This window comes from Methanosarcina sp. UBA411, assembly GCF_002495725.1.
In the GTDB taxonomy this organism is placed as follows: domain Archaea; phylum Halobacteriota; class Methanosarcinia; order Methanosarcinales; family Methanosarcinaceae; genus Methanosarcina.
On the sequence record NZ_DAGK01000013.1, the window covers coordinates 26429 to 47105 of the forward strand.

At 36.1% G+C, this 20677-nt stretch carries 15 protein-coding genes and 1 CRISPR repeat array; of the genes, 5 read left to right on the plus strand and 10 right to left on the minus strand.

The genetic code is table 11. The features are described from left to right. The first annotated feature begins 52 nt into the window (after positions 1-52). Positions 53-4326: direct repeats of the CRISPR family, unit length 37 nt; unit sequence GTTTCAATCCTTGTTTTAATGGATCTTGCTCACGAAT. Positions 4327-4438: 112 nt separating this feature from the next. The 8 genes from cas4 to BP861_RS05485 form a co-directional block, all read right to left on the minus strand. Continuing rightward, positions 4439-5143 (minus strand): CRISPR-associated protein Cas4, encoded by a 705-nt coding sequence (cas4, locus tag BP861_RS05450; RefSeq protein ID WP_292373346.1) that lies wholly within the window; start codon positions 5141-5143, stop codon positions 4439-4441. A gap of 14 nt (positions 5144-5157) precedes the next feature. Continuing rightward, entirely contained in the window at positions 5158-5463 is a 306-nt protein-coding gene (cas2, locus tag BP861_RS05455) for a CRISPR-associated endonuclease Cas2 (RefSeq protein ID WP_292373348.1), read from the minus strand. A gap of 73 nt (positions 5464-5536) precedes the next feature. After that, the gene (gene cas1 / locus BP861_RS05460; protein WP_292373350.1) at positions 5537-6508 is read right to left on the minus strand and encodes a CRISPR-associated endonuclease Cas1; all 972 of its coding nucleotides are present in this window, start codon (positions 6506-6508) and stop codon (positions 5537-5539) included. After that, complete coding sequence (locus BP861_RS05465) at positions 6496-7155, minus strand: CRISPR-associated endonuclease Cas6 (protein WP_292373460.1); 660 nt, start codon at positions 7153-7155, stop codon at positions 6496-6498. The genes cas1 and BP861_RS05465 overlap by 13 nt, the downstream gene beginning before the upstream one ends. An 8-nt stretch (positions 7156-7163) precedes the next feature. Beyond that, positions 7164-9662 (minus strand): CRISPR-associated helicase Cas3', encoded by a 2499-nt coding sequence (gene cas3 / locus BP861_RS05470; RefSeq protein WP_292373352.1) that lies wholly within the window; start codon positions 9660-9662, stop codon positions 7164-7166. Next, complete coding sequence (cas5b, locus tag BP861_RS05475; protein WP_292373354.1) at positions 9659-10471, minus strand: type I-B CRISPR-associated protein Cas5b; 813 nt, start codon at positions 10469-10471, stop codon at positions 9659-9661. Before cas5b ends, cas3 begins: the two co-directional genes overlap by 4 nt. Positions 10472-10473: 2 nt before the next feature. Then, complete coding sequence (cas7b, locus tag BP861_RS05480) at positions 10474-11490, minus strand: type I-B CRISPR-associated protein Cas7/Csh2 (RefSeq protein WP_292373356.1); 1017 nt, start codon at positions 11488-11490, stop codon at positions 10474-10476. Next, positions 11487-13664 (minus strand): TIGR02556 family CRISPR-associated protein, encoded by a 2178-nt coding sequence (locus BP861_RS05485; RefSeq protein ID WP_292373358.1) that lies wholly within the window; start codon positions 13662-13664, stop codon positions 11487-11489. Before BP861_RS05485 ends, cas7b begins: the two co-directional genes overlap by 4 nt. 226 nt (positions 13665-13890) lie before the next feature. On the opposite strand from BP861_RS05485, the gene csa3 reads away from it, so the two are divergent. After that, complete coding sequence (csa3, locus tag BP861_RS05490; RefSeq protein ID WP_292373359.1) at positions 13891-14493, plus strand: CRISPR-associated CARF protein Csa3; 603 nt, start codon at positions 13891-13893, stop codon at positions 14491-14493. 499 nt (positions 14494-14992) lie between these two features. Here csa3 and BP861_RS05495 read toward each other — a convergent pair whose 3' ends face one another. After that, positions 14993-15721, minus strand: coding sequence for a DNA alkylation repair protein (locus BP861_RS05495; RefSeq protein WP_292373361.1), 729 nt, complete (start codon positions 15719-15721; stop codon positions 14993-14995). 145 nt (positions 15722-15866) lie between these two features. Between BP861_RS05495 and BP861_RS05500 the strand changes: the two genes are divergently transcribed. Next, on the plus strand, positions 15867-16361 hold the full coding sequence (locus BP861_RS05500) for a GNAT family N-acetyltransferase (protein ID WP_292373363.1): 495 nt from the start codon (positions 15867-15869) through the stop codon (positions 16359-16361). Between the two features lie 86 nt (positions 16362-16447). Here the strand turns inward: BP861_RS05500 and BP861_RS05505 are convergent, their stop codons facing one another. Then, positions 16448-16804, minus strand: coding sequence for a hypothetical protein (locus tag BP861_RS05505; protein WP_292373365.1), 357 nt, complete (start codon positions 16802-16804; stop codon positions 16448-16450). A 384-nt stretch (positions 16805-17188) separates the two neighbouring features. Here BP861_RS05505 and BP861_RS05510 point away from each other — a divergent pair, with 384 nt between their 5' ends. From BP861_RS05510 to BP861_RS05520, 3 genes are all read left to right on the plus strand, one after another. After that, positions 17189-18007: an ABC transporter ATP-binding protein gene (locus BP861_RS05510; RefSeq protein ID WP_292373367.1), complete on the plus strand. Its 819-nt coding sequence runs from the start codon at positions 17189-17191 to the stop codon at positions 18005-18007. Between the two features lie 198 nt (positions 18008-18205). Then, positions 18206-20002 carry a glycosyltransferase family 4 protein gene (locus tag BP861_RS05515; protein WP_292373369.1) on the plus strand — a complete coding sequence of 599 codons (1797 nt, stop codon included), beginning with the start codon at positions 18206-18208 and terminating at the stop codon, positions 20000-20002. A gap of 72 nt (positions 20003-20074) precedes the next feature. After that, on the plus strand, positions 20075-20677 hold the full coding sequence (locus BP861_RS05520; RefSeq protein WP_292373370.1) for a galactose-1-phosphate uridylyltransferase: 603 nt from the start codon (positions 20075-20077) through the stop codon (positions 20675-20677).

The following is a 20677-nucleotide window of genomic DNA, read 5'->3' on the forward strand; positions in this document are numbered from 1 at the left end:
TGGATCTTGCTCACGAATAACAGAGGATCTTTTGAAATTCCATCTTTATTTGGTTTCAATCCTTGTTTTAATGGATCTTGCTCACGAATGATTTCAGCCATTATATCACCATTCCGTACGATTGGTTTCAATCCTTGTTTTAATGGATCTTGCTCACGAATACTTGCACCACCCGATAATCCTTTCAATATATTAGGTTTCAATCCTTGTTTTAATGGATCTTGCTCACGAATTGCTGCAGGACATGAACAGAAGGCATATGAAATCTTGTTTCAATCCTTGTTTTAATGGATCTTGCTCACGAATAAACGTAATGGATTTTCCTATTTTTGTAGCGTTGATAAGTTTCAATCCTTGTTTTAATGGATCTTGCTCACGAATCCTTTGAACATACTCAATATTGTTTCATATAGAGGTTTCAATCCTTGTTTTAATGGATCTTGCTCACGAATAAGTAATTTTTTTCGCGGATTGTTTGACGAAACGTTGTTTCAATCCTTGTTTTAATGGATCTTGCTCACGAATAATTACCTGGCGTACTGAATTGGGCTATTGAAGGACGTTTCAATCCTTGTTTTAATGGATCTTGCTCACGAATAGCAGGAAGCGGAGCAGAAAGGCGCGGTTGAGAACTGTTTCAATCCTTGTTTTAATGGATCTTGCTCACGAATTAATATTTCAATTTTGTATTTTTGTAGGCAAATCTGTTTCAATCCTTGTTTTAATGGATCTTGCTCACGAATAGTACATAATATTCGAAATCCCGACGCAGAACTGATGTTTCAATCCTTGTTTTAATGGATCTTGCTCACGAATCACTACCAGCTAGGGGAGTTAGGGGAGCTATCCCCAAGTTTCAATCCTTGTTTTAATGGATCTTGCTCACGAATATGTACTCAGGTTTTATAGTCCATTCCTTTATGGTTTGGTTTCAATCCTTGTTTTAATGGATCTTGCTCACGAATTTCCCATGTGGAGCCAGAACCGTCTACTTCTGCAAAATGTTTCAATCCTTGTTTTAATGGATCTTGCTCACGAATACACAGCAATAACCGCCCTAATGCTCTTCATGGGCGGTTTCAATCCTTGTTTTAATGGATCTTGCTCACGAATGTTGCAGGAAACGGAATCCTCGCAAACACAGCAAGTTTCAATCCTTGTTTTAATGGATCTTGCTCACGAATGATTATAAGGGGCTAACCCCCGTTTCTACAGCAGACGAACCAATATGTTTCAATCCTTGTTTTAATGGATCTTGATCACGAATATTTTATTCCTGTTTTGTCTTGTTAATTCATTAATGTTTCAATCCTTGTTTTAATGGATCTTGCTCACGAATATAGAGTCATTACCTATCGCTCCCGGTATCGGAGTTTCAATCCTTGTTTTAATGGATCTTGCTCACGAATATTCGCGGTAGAGGCAACATTCGGAAGTATAGAACGTTTCAATCCTTGTTTTAATGGATCTTGCTCACGAATGTAGAGGGCCTGGACCTCGGGGTCGGAGAACTGAAGTTTCAATCCTTGTTTTAATGGATCTTGCTCACGAATATACACAAAGGGAGCAGAAGGACTATGCATCCATGATGGTTTCAATCCTTGTTTTAATGGATCTTGCTCACGAATATATATTTTTGCAGATCGAGATATAATGACTCCTCCTGTTTCAATCCTTGTTTTAATGGATCTTGCTCACGAATAGAATCATATCATGAAGTATTCCCAAATACTAGTTGTTTCAATCCTTGTTTTAATGGATCTTGCTCACGAATTAGTCCCCCTAAATTCTTCAACTCTTGGAAAAAAGTTTCAATCCTTGTTTTAATGGATCTTGCTCACGAATATAGACATGCAAAGCCCAGAAGGACAAACAGAATGTTTCAATCCTTGTTTTAATGGATCTTGCTCACGAATCTCATACGGTTTTATCTCATTTTCGGCCAGGACACTATGTTTCAATCCTTGTTTTAATGGATCTTGCTCACGAATTTTATAAGTCCAGCATTTGAAGGGTTGGTTAAAGAGTAGTTTCAATCCTTGTTTTAATGGATCTTGCTCACGAATATATCATCCCAGGACTTCCGATCAACCACTTTTGGAGTTTCAATCCTTGTTTTAATGGATCTTGCTCACGAATGCGAATTATGTAGTTGGGAACGATTATAATCCCAAGTTTCAATCCTTGTTTTAATGGATCTTGCTCACGAATCTGAATCTTCATTCATTTTTCCAGTATCATAGTAGGTTTCAATCCTTGTTTTAATGGATCTTGCTCACGAATGCATATCAAGCAGCCAAGGTTGAGGACTCTGCCCTTAGTTTCAATCCTTGTTTTAATGGATCTTGCTCACGAATAAATACCCATTCAGTATCTTTGAAACACGAATCAACATAGTTTCAATCCTTGTTTTAATGGATCTTGCTCACGAATTTTCTCATGTTCTTATGATAATCCTGGGCCATACGAGTTTCAATCCTTGTTTTAATGGATCTTGCTCACGAATAGCTTTTCCGTATGAAAATGCAGCGCCGTACGAGGTTTCAATCCTTGTTTTAATGGATCTTGCTCACGAATCTCTTTTTAATTTCTATATAGAACATTGGTATAATGTTTCAATCCTTGTTTTAATGGATCTTGCTCACGAATGACTCTTGAAGAAGCCAAGAACGGGGTTAAAAAAGGTTTCAATCCTTGTTTTAATGGATCTTGCTCACGAATCTCTGAATGCAAAAAGGCGTGGGAACAAAAACAGTTTCAATCCTTGTTTTAATGGATCTTGCTCACGAATCACTAGAGTATATATATAGTTTGTTGCTTGTGTATAGTTTCAATCCTTGTTTTAATGGATCTTGCTCACGAATTTGCTGGATTTATATCACCATATGGGGAGTCTGGGGTTTCAATCCTTGTTTTAATGGATCTTGCTCACGAATAGAACAAAGGCATATTATCCTTTAAAACTGTAATGTTTCAATCCTTGTTTTAATGGATCTTGCTCACGAATTTTTCGAAGTGCCACTATTCTTATGCTGATGAGACACATTGTTTCAATCCTTGTTTTAATGGATCTTGCTCACGAATAAGCAAGCCGAAATACCTTTTAGAGCCTCCAATTAGGTTTCAATCCTTGTTTTAATGGATCTTGCTCACGAATTCAACCACTTGAGGAAGGGCTTGATAAAGATCTTGGTTTCAATCCTTGTTTTAATGGATCTTGCTCACGAATACAATGCCGAATTATGCATGGAGCCGTTTTTAAGGGTTTCAATCCTTGTTTTAATGGATCTTGCTCACGAATATATCAATATGCTGATTATGCTTTTAAGATATCCGGTTTCAATCCTTGTTTTAATGGATCTTGCTCACGAATTTGTCCCGCTTCCAGAGTTCCCCTTAAATCCTATGTTTCAATCCTTGTTTTAATGGATCTTGCTCACGAATTGTGTATGGGCAGATTCTCAAAGGAATTATGAAAAAGTTTCAATCCTTGTTTTAATGGATCTTGCTCACGAATCCGCTAAGACTTTCCTTTCTAACCTGAAGTCTACCCTGTTTCAATCCTTGTTTTAATGGATCTTGCTCACGAATTCTCATACGCTGCGCCTCGGAAACGGACGCGAATGTCAGTTTCAATCCTTGTTTTAATGGATCTTGCTCACGAATTCTTGTTCAGGGAGCTAGGGACGTTGCTTGTGAAGCTCTGTTTCAATCCTTGTTTTAATGGATCTTGCTCACGAATTTTCAGAATGAGATCTCAAAAAACGGAAACGGTTTGGTTTCAATCCTTGTTTTAATGGATCTTGCTCACGAATTATCCTCTTTTGAATCAAGGGATCTATCAAGCGTAGTTTCAATCCTTGTTTTAATGGATCTTGCTCACGAATTTATTAAGATATTTTTAATTTTTTCATATATGTTTGTTTCAATCCTTGTTTTAATGGATCTTGCTCACGAATTAATACATATCGGTTTACCCCCCGCCGTCCACGAATGTTTCAATCCTTGTTTTAATGGATCTTGCTCACGAATCCGTCAAAATTGCTATAATTTCCATATCTGATGTGTTTCAATCCTTGTTTTAATGGATCTTGCTCACGAATAATGTTATATTTCGGGGGTTGAGAGTTACGGGATTGGTTTCAATCCTTGTTTTAATGGATCTTGCTCACGAATAATAATGAGATACGCAGAACTCAAAGGAATTAAGTGTTTCAATCCTTGTTTTAATGGATCTTGCTCACGAATAACGCAAGCTATCGGAACTAGACAGTTTGTATATGATATAAGTTTCAATCCTTGTTTTAATGGATCTTGCTCACGAATAGGGCAAAATTTTCCGCTATTTGGCCAGAAAAGGCCTGAAATGAGCCCTTTTTTGGGACTAAAATTCTTGCTGGAAAATTATCAAACCCTTTATAAATACAAGAAAAACTTCTCATGCGCAGATATTCCGATAACAGCAATCTACGCATTTTCTAGAAGATCTGGAAGTCTTGGGATATAAGCCTTTTTGAACGATATCGAGTATTTCTTCGATAATTTTCTCAGCCTTTTTGAAATCAGAAGTAGTAATCTCCATTTCTTTGACCAGGCTGTTGCTGCGGGTGAAACAGATGTAAGCACGGTTTACTTCAATATTGTAATTTTCCCGGATCAAAAGAGCCTGCAAAACCAGCTGAAACTTATAGGTTTTAAAAATCTTGTCTTTATACTCGGCAAATTTGTATTCAAGAGGAGCAGCAGTCCCATCTTCAAGAAAAAGCACCTCGTCAACTATTCCCTTTATATGGTGTTGTTTTGAAGCAATGAAGACGTCACTTTCTTTCCTCATGCAGTTAAGTTTTTTCCTCACGTAATCCCTGTTGGTTAGTTTCCTTGTTTCATGGACCTCGCGGCCTTTGATAACCTTGAACCTTTTCTCTTCATGCTGGGGAATATCGAGACAGTACATATAGTAGATAAAGCGGGGGCAAAAAAGGTATTCAAGCACATCCGAAATTCTAATTATTGACCCGGAATCTTTATCAGAATCAGGCTCAATATATGTCCTTTCTTCACCATCGGGGTCATTTTCAAGAGCTATTTCTTCACAGCCTATTTCAGCCCGCTGATTACTTACCGTACATTCAGAATTCGTCATAAATACCTCAAAACTCAGAAGAATTTGGTAATCACTTCATCACTGACAAGCTCCTTATCAAAAGCCTGACCAAGCAGCTGGACTTTCTTGAATGACTGCTCGTCCATCGGGAAAATATATACAGAATCATGTTCGGCGTCAATTAGTTCTTCGCACTCAAGGCCCAGAGAGTCTCTGTCATTTGTGTTCAGGTCTCCTAAAAATACACTTTTCTGAACCCTGTAAAGCCCATAGCTTTTACAACGGTCACTTACTTTTTGGCGAGCCCTGTTATCCGTAATGTCATATATTACCCAGACAAGCAAACCCAGTCCCCTCATTTTTACTTTTATCGAATTATTACTCTATCAAATTATTATGTTATCATTTCACAAACTTATCGCGTTAAAAATTTTATTTCCCGATCAGGCTGTTTGCAATCCTGTGGCAATCGAACTGGATTGTGTTTCCAATTTTTATGTTCCTTCCCTTGTAGCTTATTTCTTTATCAAAAGTCTCATTGACAGCCTGGATGAGGACGGCTTTCCCCTCCTTATTGAGAGTCATTCCATTAGGGATTTCATCAAAAAAGCTGTCTGAAATCTGCTTTTTCGAAAATAGGTTGAAAACTGTCCTGTCAATGTGGATGCGGTACATTTCTATCAGGTCAAACACAAAAGATTTCTTGTTATAGTCATCTGTATGGTTAAAACCAACATAAGGGTCAAGCCCTGCTATAATGCACGCTTTTTCCACCTTTGAATACAAAACCCCATATCCATAATTTAAAAGGCAATTGAACTCATCCTTTGCAGGATTTCGGCTTCTGCCATTGAATTTCCACCTGTCAGGCAAAAGAAAACTCAAAGCCTCAAAATAGTGCCTGGAAGCCATTCCTTCAAGGCCCATTATTTTTCCCCGCATCTCATCAAGTTTTCCCTCAAGGGCTTCAAGCTGGGCTTTCATGTCTTCCATTCCGGAAATATAATCATCAAGCTCGTCCTTCTGGTCAGGCCTGTTCTTTTTGAGGTCTTTCAAAAAAAGAATCTGGCTGTCAATCTTCTGTTCAATCCAGCCTTTTGCAAGCCTGAACCCTTCGGGCTCTTCCGAAATTTCAAGCTGCCTTCTTCTTATGTAAGTTGTGCTTCCAAGTTTTGAGTGCCAGACTCTGCCGTAAGGGTCCCCGAAGTTATCCAGAAAAATGATGTCGATATTGTTTTCTACTGCAAATTTGATCGCATCGGTTGTTATGGTTGCAGATGTTGTAATTAAAATGCTTTCAACTTTCTTTTCAGAGACTTCGAAAACCTTGTCATCGTTTTTAACAAGGAAACAGTTGTTCTGCTTTTTTAAAAATGAACCGTGAGTATTGATTACAAGCTGCATCTTTTCACCGTCCCAAAACCGCGAGATACGGATTTTCCCAAGCCGAAATAGTCTGGGATAAGGAAGTTTACCATAAACTCTCCTTTGAACGTAGCAATTTTTACTCCTTTCATGCTTCCTATTCCAGGCTGAAGGTTTGGTTCACATTTTATCTGGCTGGGAACAGTATATCCAAGAGACTTGGACATTGAAAGAATATTTCCTACCAAAGTTTTCCGAAGCAGTTCTTTTTGTTCATTAGAATCTATCCTTTTGTATTTGTCAGTGAAGTTTTCCTGATTAAGGGCAAACCAAGGAGTTTCAAAGTTGTAGGTGTGAAATTTGTCTGAAATGCCGAACACTTCATTTTTGTATGAAATTTCCCTTTCGACAATTTCATAAACATTATCTTTAAGCCTTATTTCGTCATACTTATCGTAAATATTTATTAAAACATCTGCTCCTTCATTGATCCCGATGACCGTTGGCTTTTTATTAATCATTTTGTACTGAACTAGAGGATAATTATAAATGAATTTGTCAGTGTTATGCTGATGAAGGAGAGCATATTCATTGAATTTAGTTGCAAAAAAACCTCTAAGTTGAACTGAGGAACCATATATTGGTTGGGAAGATTTGAGAGTCAAGGTGAAAGTTTTTAGTATCATCTCATTATTTAACAAATTAAATTCCCCCCACCGTTATTGTTCCTTTTAAATCCAGTTATTTTGTCATAATATAATTCTATTTCATAGCTATTGACGATACCTAGTTCTCCTTCTTTGAATCCAATAGCATGATCCTTAGATACACTAATTACATAATCATAGAATTGGTTCTTAATTTTCAAAAACTCTTTTTTTCTCTTGAGAGGATCTTTAATACTTTTTATTTCACAAAATTTTTCTCTAACTCTGGAGGCATCTTCATCGATCTCTACAAAAATATCTATTTTGAAAAAATCTTCTTCAATCAGTTTAAAGTTAGAAATTGGAATTTTTTTATTCGTATCAGGAGTTTTATCATAAAAATATAATTTATATAAAGAATCTATAAGCTTTGTTTCGCTTGCAGATTTCCTTTTTGCCTGTTGGAAATAATCATCTATTAATTGTAAAAATTCACTTTCGGGAATTATCTCCTTGTCTCTAAAAATATTTTTAACAATATCTAATAACACTGGATCATATATTTTAGCAAACGAATTACCTTTTTCATCGATTAAATGCACCAAGTGCATTTCCGCTTTATTAGATAACTTATTCCTATTGCATCTTCCAGCAACCTGTATAATTGAATCTAATGGACCAATATCTCTATAAACACACTCACAATCAATATCTACTCCAGCCTCAATAAGCTGAGTCGAAATAACAATAATTTTTTCGCCGTTATCTAATAAATTTTTATTACCTAATAAATTTTTTATATTTTTGATTCGTGTCCTTCTTTCTTTCGGAAGGACATTAGTTGATAGATAACATATCTTAAATTGCAAACCCATCTGCTTAATTTTGGATTTTAATAATGAGTAGAAGTCTAATGACGAACCAATTGTATTAAAAACAAAAAGATATGATCTTTTAGACCAATTATTCAATTGATCGCAGAACTCAGCAAGCTCTTTTTTTTCAGTATCTATATTTAAAACTACACGATTTAGTTCTGGTGATTCGAAATATATCCGGTAGTTATCGACAAGTTCCGTATATTCTCCTTCTCTGAAAATAAGAGGTTTCGTAGCAGTCATAAGAATGATTCTGCAGTTGAAATATTCAGTCATTCCAATGAGAACCGTTCTAACTAAATTCCAATACTCTATAGGTATATTTTGAGCTTCATCCAAAATAATAATCGAGTTTACAATGCTATGAAACTTCTTTAAACTTTTATTTTTGAAACCAATTAAACTATAGAATAACTGGATAAAAGTTGTCACCACTACTTCTGATTCCCAAGATTCTATTAACGCCAGACTTTCATCAATATCGCTTTCACGATCGAGATCTTCAGTTTTATAATAAATCTCGGAAAGATGGTGATGTTTCAAAAGATACCGACTTTGGTTAATTTTGAAATCATCAATTTGGTTTAATACTTTATCAAATACATTGTAATTTTGATCTATAATGCTAGTAAAAGGTAGTGAATAAATAATACGGGGTTCACTTTGCAGATCAAGATGTTTCTTTATTAATTTTCTCAACTTCAAAGCACCAGAAAGAGATGTTAAAGTCTTTCCAGTTCCGGTTGGAGCCGTGATAGTAAAGATCTTTTTATTTATATTTTTGGGGTTAGTAATATTTGTTACAACCGACTTCCTTATTTCATTTCTAATATTGTTTATATTACTCGTGTTATTTTCTTCAAAAGACTCACCAAGAAAATGACTCTCTACAAGATTTTCATTAATGATTCTTCTTTCAATTTCTCTGACATTTCCAGCATGTCTTTTGTCGGAATCGATTAATGATGAGTATAGTAACAAAACTAGAAAATAATATATTAGTTCTATATCACTTTTATTCTTAAAATTTAGTTGCGGATCTAAATCTGTGATTAAATCTTCAATTTCAGTAGAGTAATGAACTTTTTTCTCATAAGGAACCAGATTATCAAATAATTTGTTTATATCTATATTATAAGCATACAGCAGTGAGGAATACTCACTTTTAATCTGAGAATTGTTGATATTAATATTTTCTAATTGTTTACTGATGTTATTAAATCCAGAATTAAGGAGATTTGAGGAGTCAAGGTCATCGTCGACGTTTTTTAAATCTCCATGATGATGCTTTACAGAAAAAAACGCTATTAATGGGAGGTATTTAAACGGTTTAATGTTATCTAGACAATTTTTCTCTAAATACTGTCGTATGAGATAAAACGAAAAAAATGAAGAAATTAGTCCATGATTCGCAAGTGGATCTTTTTTATCTCGAAAGCCCTTTAACTTTTTTTGAAAGTATATTGTATATTTCCCAAAATCATGAGAAAGACCAATAAGATAAGCGACATCTCCAAGAATATATTTATCTAGTCCATTGAGATCTTTAGACAATATTATTTCTTTACTTGACTCTGCGACCACCCTGAGATGATCCACTAATTTTGTCCCCTTGGATGTTTCAGGGTCCCAATGGGAATAAAATTCCATTTTATCTCTTCCGTTCACATAAATATGATGTTATCTGTTTTTAAGACATCACTATCAAGATACCTTACAGAATAGCAAAAAGAGTTTATAGCCCTCTTAATTTTAATGCAACCACCGTTAATTTCTGAGACATATTCCGCAGGCTCTAAAGGGGTTCTATCATTCAAAAAATCAGTTGGCATTTTCTCAGTAACATATTGAAGTTTTCTATCACTAAAATCAAGCTCTATTTCCTTTATTTTACAGACACTAGAAATTTCAAGTTTTTCATTTAAATTCTTTTCAATACTCCCCTCTCCAATATAATCTATTGATGCCAGAAATTCAGTCAATCCCAAATAAGGTGGGTACACAAACATATGGTCTTTTAAGCGGTTTTTCAAAGCATTATAAATACTTTCATTTCTATGAGAGAAATAAACTCTATATACCACTTCTTGACTACCTTCTGACAATAATATTTCTAGAGGAATTTGTGTACCACCACCACTTCCATTTACATGATTTATTCTTGTGATTTTGAGATAATTAACAGTCTGCATTATTTTCCTAGTTTTTGTTTTATTTGAGACTGCTACAAAACAGTTATCATAATTTAATTTTTCATAGTAAACGTCATTTTTTGACTCAGTATGTTTTTCACTTGGAAAACCTAATATTCCGGCAATTAGTCCAATTATAACCGTTCTGGGAGGCACTAAATAACTTAAAGAAGAGGAATTGGTGTAGTATTTTCTAAAATGGGCCATCGGACCCATTATGTCGAATATCAAGACCTTCTGTGGAGAGATTTTATTAAATACCATTTCTGTGCCATCCTGTTTCATTCTCACAGTTCAACGATTTTCTTATTACTGGTTGGTTCCCATCCAACCACGTTAAGATCCGAATTTTTCCAGAAATATATATTTTGTATCATGTTGTCACTGCTTTTTAATTTCGCGCAAAGTTCACTCACATCTAATTTGTAATCTTTAGGAGATCTAAACTTAGCAGTATCATCAAATGACAACTCATTATTTTGCTCATCCACTATCTTTAGATATTTCCTTAGATCCCCCATGAAATATTCACAGTTATTATACTGCACTCGAATGTAAAGGAGTGGGCTTTGTCCTGTCTTACTTCTCGTTGTAGCTTCCAAAGGGATTGATTTTACGATCGCATCATCAAAAATGTTAATATCTGAACTTGTGAGGTATGTAGATTTTGCTCTATTTGCGCTAATTATTCCATGAAAAGCTATCAATGAGTAATTTACTCTGTAATCCTTTCCCATTGTGCTATAGTCCTCTTTAGCTCCCGCAAAAGTAGAAGTAATAGCACTAGATTCCATAGGACCAACAACTTTGTTCAGCGAATAACCCCAATTAAATTGAATAGGGCCGGTAAAAGTGATTGAAGCTCCTTTTCCACCTTCGTTTTTTATAGGCATTGTTGCACCGAAGAATCTTACATCAATAAGTTTTGATAAGAGCCATTGCAAATGCTTTGAAAGGTTTTTTTCTTCGGCTTTATCAGATTTAATGAGATCCTTTAAGTCATTACTATTATTAATTTCATCTTTAAATTTTTCAATTAATTTTTTTAGACGATTTGTTGCATCAACAGTTTCGCCTTGAACTTTTGAAACGAATATTTCATAATTTTTAAAGTCAGCCAGATAATCTCTCATATATTTTTTAAATCTTAAATCTGAAACTAAATTGACTCCTCGTTCATAATCCATTCGGGGTTTGTTCTCATCATCAGGATCTCCATTAGGATTACACATTTTTGCATCATAAATGAATAAAATTTCACTATTATTTTTAATAACTTCATTTATATTCTCAGCTTTGCTCATGGTTCAACCTTCTTATCATCGATAGAAATTTGCGTTAAAAGTTCTCTCGCTTTTCTAAAATCTTTTCTTTCACCGTAAATCAAATTTTTTGCTTCAGTTAATAATTTTCCATAGATTTCAGTATTCACTTGACCATGTTTCAGTTTATCAATAATTTCAGATTTTGTCAGGAGCAGGTCTTCAGTGCTTTTTTTATATCTTATCCATGAAACATAATTCGAATATGAGTATCCTGATAGAACGTAGAAGACGTTTTCTTGATTAGATAATTTCCACTTTTCAATATTGCTTTCAAAAAGAATTCTGAAGGCTGTATTTATGTTCTCATTATAGCTCAATTTTCCGTACTGTCTTAGTTTCTCTGGGATTTCATTTGCTAATCGTATTAACTTTTCAATGCTCATACCTTGGAAATTTATTTTGTCCAAAATTGGTTTGTTTTTAATTTCCTTAGAAGACTGTGAAATTCCAACCTCGCCAATCATATATCCTAACAAGAACAGAGCTTTCCTTTGGTTATCCTCATAAATTTCAAGATTGTCCCAATAATCCAGTATTTGTTCTGGAATCATATCTTGAATTATATTGATGTCTATTTTAGATGTGCTAGACATTTTCAGACCCTCTATTAGATTTAATCTCTTAAAAAATAACAATAATAAGTTTAATTGAAGCATTTTTAAAGCAAAATTGTCAGAAATTTTAATATTATATCCATCTCTTTCGTATTTTAGTATCCGAATAGCTTCGTTAAACTGTGAAATAAGGAATTGAACATTAATTATGTTGCCTGAAAAAATAGAATCTACTACTTCTAAATATCTTGAAGTCCCAATGTATTTCTCTACTTTTTTTTGATTATTTCTCACTTCTTTAGAAGGTATGCAACTCCATAGCTTATTTAAATCAATTATTAGCTGAGAATTACCTTCAAATTTATTATTAACCAAACTCATAATTTCTTCTTCACAGCGTTGTATGAAACTCAATCTGCTTGGTGGCACGTCCTTGATTAATTTCAAGGCCTTAAACTCGTTACTCCCAGAAGGACTATAATAAAAAAGATAATTAATTACAAAACTTGAATCATTACTAATTTCTTTGATTAAATTTTTTTCAAACTTAGTCAAATTTGCGATAGAATTTGTTTTTAATATAAGATTTTTAGAAAGTTCTTCAAAATCAAAATCTTCTGTTTGAATTATAATATGAGGAATTATATAGTAATCTAATCCTCCAATTTTAGACCGAAGATTTGTAGCAATAAAATTTTCTGCAATGAGTAAATGCTGATAACAGTCTTTACAAATATTGTAATTCTTTGTAAACTTTCCATCAAAATTGGATGAAAAGCTAACTTTATCACGCATATAAAGCTTGAATTTAAAATTTGTTGAGTCACTAGTCGTTATCAGCCCAGAGCAACTGCAGATAGAACAAATAGCTTTTCTTTGCTGATATTTACTAGATATACCAAAAAGTACTCCAATTTTTTCATCATAAATCATTTTCTTGTACTGGGGTGTTTGGCATATTAATTGACCATCTACCTTCAGTGTAAAAAGAGAGATATCCATACTTGTTAAATTCAGTGAATTTAAAATTGAGTTTTGTATGCTTTTTATCAAAGCTTCATGCTGTTTTTTAATTTCCTGCTCGTTTGTAGAAACAAGTAATCTATCTGAAATATTTTTCAATTCTTGATTAATATCTTCAGAGAATTCAAACTTATCAGGTCTTATAAAATAAAGAATTTCATTTTTACTACCAGCTTTAAACTCTATTTTATTGAAGAAATCATGTAAAACTGTTTTTAAAGGCGGAATTTCTTCATTTGAAGCCTCAATAAGTTCAGAAATTGTAGTTGTTAGCAGTCTGTCTAGTTTTCTTGTAGTTACGGGACAATACAATTTGTGTCGAATTGAATCTCCAATCCATAAAAATTCTGTCTTTGAGTCTTTTCCCTCAGCATTTATAGATTCAAAATCAAATTCTATAACATTTTTATTTGTGTTGAAATTCAAGAATACTATTAGCTGTTTCTGGGATCTCTCAGAGTTTTCTTTATTTGGCTTTATCTCCACAAGGGGCTGACATATTTTCTCAAGGAAAATGTCTGGGGTTAAGTTTCCAGTTACGATATACTCGCCAATTCCTTTCATCGCTTCGATCACAGAAATTACACCCTCTTAAAATAGTATAATAAATCTGATGTTTAAGTTATCATAATTATGCATCTTTGAAGTTTTTCCCATGATCTGTTAACTATTAAGGTTCATAATTAACATCTTATATATACATTTCTAAAAATTAATTATAAAAATATGTGTATAATGTTAATTATCAATAGAAGCCTATATCGGAAAACATTTAACCCAACCCCGCAATACTAAGCATCTAATGTCAAAGCTTACACTTATCTCCACAATCTATTCCCTTGAGCCTGTCATCATCTGCGTGACTAGGCTTTCCCCTTCAAAAATTATACTGCTGTCAGAGGAAGGGGCGCCTGAAAAGAAGATGCAGTCTGAGGAAATGATCGAAAAAACGTTTAAAAACGCGCTTGAGATTGAAAAAAAGTACACATCTGTTTATGACACAGTGCGCGTGGCAAAGGATGTTGCTGAACTGATTGAACAGGAACATGACAGGGGCAACCAGGTAATTGTAAATGTGTCCGGTGGGCGGAAGCCGCAGGCTTTTGGAGCGCTTTTCGGAGCTTATGCAAGGAACGATATGGTGCAGAGAGTTGTATATGTGACCGAAGAAGACAGTTTCATGATTGATTTTCCTGTGTTGAGTTTTAATCTCTCGGAAACAAAGAAATTAATACTTGAAGAGGTCCAGAAAGGAGTTTCTTCGGTTACCCAGATTGCGGCGACTGCCGAAATTTCTAAAGGAATGACTTACAACCACCTTCGGGAACTCAAATCAATGGGATATATAGCCGATGGAGAAAACGGATACATTATTACGGATGCTGGAAGAATAGCATCAATTTGATTTTAAAAATGAGGCTTTAAAAATCATTTCGGCAGATCAATCAAGGAATGCCTTTCTTGATCGGATAAAACTCTCAATAGCCTATTTTCTTACTTTTCTCCTTAATCATTCACATTTTTTCTCAAAAAACTAATAACGAAAGTGTTAAAAATCCTATGCAGTTAAAGTAATCTCTAAAAAATCAAGATGAAGAGAACGTTATTATTAAAACGTTTCTAAATGTTAAACTCGTATCATAGCTGGGTAAATAGAACAAAATACTTGTGAAGAGATCCTTTTAACTGTAACGTAGACCAAAATTGTATGAATGAGAGCTCCTGCAGAATTGAATTGCAGGCAAAAGATACAGGAATAAAGGGGAACACCCGGGGAGTAAGGGGCAAAGATGCAGTATGGGGGTACTGTGTCGGAAAAGTTTCTTACTCCCTTCTACCTCTCACTTTTCGTCTCTTATTTTTAATATCTTTTCATTTTTGGTCTTCTGTAAAATTTCCCGTACTTAGCTTCGTTTTTTCCAGTTTTTTTCCATAGCTTTGGCTCTCAACTCTTCTGGCATTTTCTCGATTGCATATCTGAGAGCGGTTCTAGGCATTTCTTTTTTGTTATTCATGACATATTCGAAGACTTCCTGCCTGTGGAGTTTGCTGGCTTCTTTGAGCATCCAGCCGTAACCTTTCTGGACCAGGTCATCCTTGTCTTTGAGCAGGAGATCTGAGATTTCAAAAACCTCGTTAAGGAAATTGCCTTTTCGGGCAGGCAGGATCAGGGTTACTGTGGCTGCCCGCCTTACCCACCTGTTATCCGATTGGGTCCAGGCTTTAAGATTTTCCACATACTTGGGAAATTTTTCTATAAAAGATCCCACTGAATGATTGCAGAGAGTGTCACATTTAGCCCAGTTGTTGATATAGTTTTCAACCCAACGCTCAAAAGTAAAGAAATCGTCCTCAGAGTAATCATTTCTTACCTGGTAGGCCCACTCGGCTGCAATGTAGGCTTCTTCGCAGTAATCAGACCGAAAGAGTTCTTCGCATAGGGCAAAGATATCTTTTTTGCTTTCAAACTTTATCTCAGTAAAGTAATTTTTCGCAATTCTTCCCACAATTGCAGTCTTTACCCCATAGCAGCGGACTTCTTCTTTAAAAAAACGAGAAGAGCTGGCTTTCGTTTTCTCATCTACATTGAAGGTCAGTTCCTCTCTGATTCTGAGTATAATATTAGGTTCCACACTCTTCTATTTAATAAGAGGTGTATTTATTTTTATTTATATATTAACCATATTTTTATTTTGAGCTTCCGGAGAAAATAAAAAAGAAGATAAATTAAAACAGATTCTGAAAAAGTTTTTCATGAGGGAAATTCAATTTCTGTTTATGCCCAAAGTAAAAATTCGTCCTCAGGAACTCTTTGATGCCGAGCGTCTATTTGACATAATTACACACACAAACCTTGAGTTCATTGAGTTTCCTATAAAAACTCTTGAAGAAGAAAGGTATTTTCTGCAGCTGAATGAAGCTAAAAGAGAGGCTAACTTTGAGCACAATTTTTCCATTCTCTATTACGGAAAACTTGTGGGTGCCTGTGGGATCAGGGTTGACCAGCATAGGCCCTGGATAGGAGAAATCGGGTATTTTATTGACAGGGAATATCAGGGAAAGGGGATTGCAACTGAGGCTGTAAGACAGCTTGAAAAATTTGGATTTGAAAAACTGGATTTACAGAGGATTGTTATTCTTATGGATACACGAAATCTTGCAAGCGAGCGAGTGGCCCAGAAATGCAGGTACGAAAAAGAAGGAATTATGAAAAGAGTCCATCGTGTTGGGGAAGATTATTACGACTGTTTCTTGTATGCGAAAACTAGGTAAGCCAGAAAGAAAAAAATGTTATACAGATTGGAAAAATTCAGATCAGCCTGTAAAGAAGGATAAATATGCAGAATACCTGGATCTGATCAGACAAGCCCAATAGCCTGTACTAGGCTGTTCCCATACCAAATAACCATAAGATTATTTACGGTTACAAAAATACCAACGGACTCTATGATATGTTTTGTAAAGGCCCATCTTTCTCTTGATGCTTTTATCACAGGAGCTACATAAAAAAGCAGGAAGATAAACCCTACTTTTACAAGTAGAAGATGATAAATCCCGTAATTTTCCAGAATCATGGCAGGAACCGGATTATATTCTGTTCCACTCGGTAGGGCGTAAACAGTAGAGGCCCAATCTCCTATTACATAGAACAGAATAATAAAACGTATCTCGTAAAGGTAGGAACTGAACGAACCCCGAGTATTGCAAGCTTCCAACGAAGAACCCCCCAGAACTTCCCCGTTTTTCAGTAGAAGCAAAACTATATTATAAGATTATATAAACGCAAGAAACAAAAACAAGAAACTAAAATAGAGGTTAATAATTTTTAAAAAGGGCCTGTAAAGAATCTTTGGATAATTCAGAGCACAAAAACGTGTTAAAAAGATGTAAGTATAATCAGTGAACTTGTTACGCTTGTCAGGTATTGTACTCATAGATTTATTCAGGTTTATTTTCCTTTTTATTACCTTTTGAAATAGTTAGCTGTAAACACTTAATATTAATAGTATAGGCTAGTTTGCTCATAGAAAAAATGAGTAGAATCTTAAATTCACAGCGTTCGTGAAATTTTTATCTAGATTTTCAGATAGATGATATAAATGACTCAAAACATGGATTATCTAGGGAAGTCTGATTCTCCTTCCTTGTTGGAACTAAATAATGTAACCGTTGTCAGGAGCGGGAGAAAAATCCTTGATTCGATATCCCTGTCTATTGAGCAGGGAGAGCATGTTGCAATAATAGGACCTAATGGTTCGGGAAAATCTTCCCTCATCAAGACATTTACAAAGGAATATCACCCTCTTGCAACAGCAGATGGACTTGTTCTGAATATCATGGGCAAAGGGACTTGGAATGTTTTTGAGCTCAGGAAATTACTGGGAATTGTCTCCGGCGATCTTCAACAGACGTACTGCCGCCAAGTAAGTGTTCTGGATGTTGTACTTTCAGGGTTTTTCAGCAGCATAGGAATTTATTATAACCATAAAATTACTCCTGAAATGGAAACCATAGCATGGGAAGTGCTTGAGTTTCTTGAGATTTCCCACCTTGCAGACAGGTTGATGTCCGAACTTTCCTCAGGAGAAGCCAGAAGGGTACTTATAGGGAGAGCCCTTGTTCATGATCCACAAGCCCTTATTTTAGATGAGCCTGCAAATAGCCTTGATCTCAAAGCCCTTCACAGCTTCCGCGAAAGTGTCCGAAAAATTGCAGGCTCGGGAAAGAGTATTATTCTCGTTACTCACACCCTTGAAGATATCATTCCCGAAATTAACCGTGTAATCCTCATAAAAAATGGAAAAATCTTCATGGACGGAGAAAAGAAAGAAATCCTGACCGATGCAAACCTCTCAGAACTTTTTTCCCTGCCGGTCGAAGTCATGGAAAAGAACGGTTACTACCAGGCCTTGATCTAAGGAATTTTCCTTTTTCTCTTTAACTTCTATCTATCTCCCAATTCTTCCCTCAGACCGAAGTTACAAGTTTCAATCGTTTCTTCATGCATGCTTCATCCCTTACAAATTTATCTTTTGATTGATACATTTTAATATTCACAGGTGAATTAAAAATATAAATTACACCTGAAACGGCAAAAGGTCTTGGGGGATTAAGATTTGGGAAAACATTTTGTTATAATTGCCGGAGAGGAAGCAGGCCCTAAATCTAATAAAATGGGCGGAATCTGGAATGTTATTCATGAAGAAGCACAAACTCTTGCCGCCCTTTTCGATTCTGGTAAACTCGATACAAAAGAAGACAAAGAGATCCTTGTTGTGGGCCCTTATTATGCGCACAGGGGTGCGGACTGGAATAGGGGGTTGAACCGGATTACGGATATGGGGGAGTTTGACTCCCTCAATCCTGGCGAGGAACTCCAGAAAAGCCTTGAATCCCTTGAAAAATCAGGTATCAAGGTATTTACAGGAAGCAAGTTCGTAGGAAAAAAGAAGATAGGCTATTTGCAGTTTCAAACCTCAGATTTTGGGAAAATCCGCTCAATATATCTGGGAAGAGAGATGACCCTTGAAAGCAGGATAAAAGCTGAAGCCTATGAGCATCTCGGGCTTGATTCCCTGAGATACGAGAACATGTCAAACGGGCCTGAATATACCCATTACCTCTGCCTTTCCTATGCGATTTCTGAGCTTGTTCGGCTCCTTATAAGTACAGCATCGGAAAATTCCGAAACTTCCGGCGCAGTTTCAACTCAGGATTTCATTCCCTGTCCCGGTGTATCTCTACACTGCCACGAATTTGGGGTGTTTTATGCGCCAGCCAGGCTTAAGAAACTCGGAATTCCTGTAAATACGGTTGCAACCCTGCATGCAACTTTGCCCGGAAGGACTGCAGGGTATAATTCCATCCTGAAAAGAAGGAATAATGATAGAACATGGCCTCCAGGCGTACCTGAAAACCTGGCTGCTTTGGAGGCTCTTGCTTCATATGCCGATACGGTTACTGCAGTCGGGGAGTCGACTCGACAGGAAGCCAAACTCTTTTACGGCATTAACGGGATTGTGATCCGAAATGGAATAACTATAGAATCCGATAAAATAGACTGGGACCTGAAAGAAAGTTCTCTTGAACGAATACGAAAATTCCTTTCCGAAAATCTGTACAAATATCATGGAGGGGAAAGGATAGAACCTGAAAAAATAATCCCGATTTTTACAATCTCCCGTCTGGAAGTGGAAAATAAAGGGTATCCTGACCTTCTGGATTCTCTTGTTGATCTTGAGCATATAATAAAGAACAGCATTCTCGAAGGACATCTGCAGGAGGGAATCAGGGTAATTTGTTTCCTTGTTACGGCAGAAGGGCCCAAAAGGAACCTCCCATTGGGATTTCCTGTGAACCTGCCAAAAGAAGTGCTTGTAGGAAGCGAGCTGAGAATTCAGCAGATGATCGAGGAAAAGGGACTTGATTTTTCGAAAATGGTGAGGGGAAAACGCTCGGTTGCAGCACTTCTATATCCCCAGATCCTTTCAAGCTCCGATGGAGGGCTGGGCATGGAAGTCGGGGAGTTTATGGCAGGTTGTTGTGCAGGCATTTTTCCATCGCGCTACGATCCTTTCTTACTCACAGGGCTTGAAGCCGGAAAAGAAGGGACCCCAAGCGTGGTAAGCCGGGTCTGTGGATTCAGTGACGCCATAAAGACCATTGAGTCTCTTAAAGAAGTACTTGGAGGAGTGATAGTAGTAGACAATATTAATCTTTCCTACTACGAAACAGTCCTTGATTATGCCTTGGCAGTCAGCTATTTTACACGGAATTTTATAGAAGATAGGGTAAAGTACAAATTGCTCTGTAGGGAAGCCTTCCTCCTTGCAAAAGATATGGACTGGGAAGTTCCTACTGAACAATATTATGAACTTATAAGTGGGGCCCGATTCTGTAAAGAAGAAAAATGATGCTGGCAGTGAATAAGAGGATAATTTAATTCTTCTGAATAAGGAAACAAGATCTAATGAGGTTTTCCTAAAATGTCAGAAATCAGAAAGCATTACTTTCTTTCCGAGTACTGTATAATTGCTGAAGAAAGAGCTAAAAGGCCTTCGGACCTTGCAGTCGCAGATAAAGATCATGGAAAAAACGACTCTGAAACCTGTCTTTTCTGCGGAGGTGCCGAGGAAAACACTCCGCTTGCTACTGCTGTATATAAAAGTGGGAAAATCTATTCCGATAACCCTGAAAAAAGGGTACGCAACTGGGATTTTCGCTGCTTTCCGAATCTTTATCCTGTCTTTTCGCCAGCTCCGGAATCTCCGGAGAAGCAGGAAAATGGTCAAGAAGTCGAATCTGGATATGGTTTTCATGAAATCATCGTAGAATCGCCTTTGCATGGGAGACGGCTCGATGACTTTTCCGATTCTGAAATCTCAAGACTTATGAAGGTTTATAGAGACCGTACATGCAGCTATACCACTCGTAAAAAGATACGCTATGTTTCCCTGTTCAAAAATTCTGGGAAAAAAGCAGGGGCTTCGATTAACCACCTTCATAGCCAGCTTCTTGCCCTTCCGTTTTGCCCCCCTCTTCTGGCAAGGGAATTGGAGGTTATCAGTAAAAAAGAGATATGCCCATAA